General features: G+C 65.1%; 1 protein-coding gene. It reads right to left on the bottom strand.

Annotation, left to right across the window (positions count from 1 at the left end; translation table 11 throughout):
• On the bottom strand, window positions 1–303 hold a 303-nt coding region (locus tag K9U41_RS23550; RefSeq protein ID WP_282643241.1), incomplete at its 3' end, for a HisA/HisF-related TIM barrel protein.
• Window positions 304–404: the final 101 nt, after the last annotated feature.

Genomic DNA, 404 nt, shown 5'->3' with positions numbered 1-404 from the left:
GTAGCGCAGTCCGCCGTCGATGTATTTCTCGATCGTGTCCAGGTCGCGGATGCCGCCGCCCAGCTGCACGGGCAGGTCGTCGCCCACCTCGTTGAGGATGGCCTTGATCGCGGCGTAATTCTTGGGCGTGCCGGCGAAGGCGCCGTTCAGGTCCACGAGGTGCAGGCGCCGCGCGCCGGCATCCACCCATTTGCGCGCCATGGCCGCCGGGTCTTCGCCGAAGGTGGTGGATTGATCCATGTCACCTTGCTTGAGGCGCACGCAGTGTCCGTCCTTGAGGTCGATGGCGGGGATGAGCAGCATGATGGAGGAAAAAGATGAAGGAATGCCGTGGCGGACGGAGTCCGGCCGGGGTGGGAGGAAGGCGGAGGCGGAAGGATCAGGGCTTCCAGTGGAGGAAGTTG

It is taken from the genome of Xanthobacter autotrophicus (assembly GCF_029991245.1).
GTDB lineage: Bacteria > Pseudomonadota > Alphaproteobacteria > Rhizobiales > Xanthobacteraceae > Xanthobacter > Xanthobacter autotrophicus_C.
The sequence above is the reverse complement of the archived record's forward strand: the minus strand, read 5'-3'. Positions and strand labels throughout refer to the sequence as shown.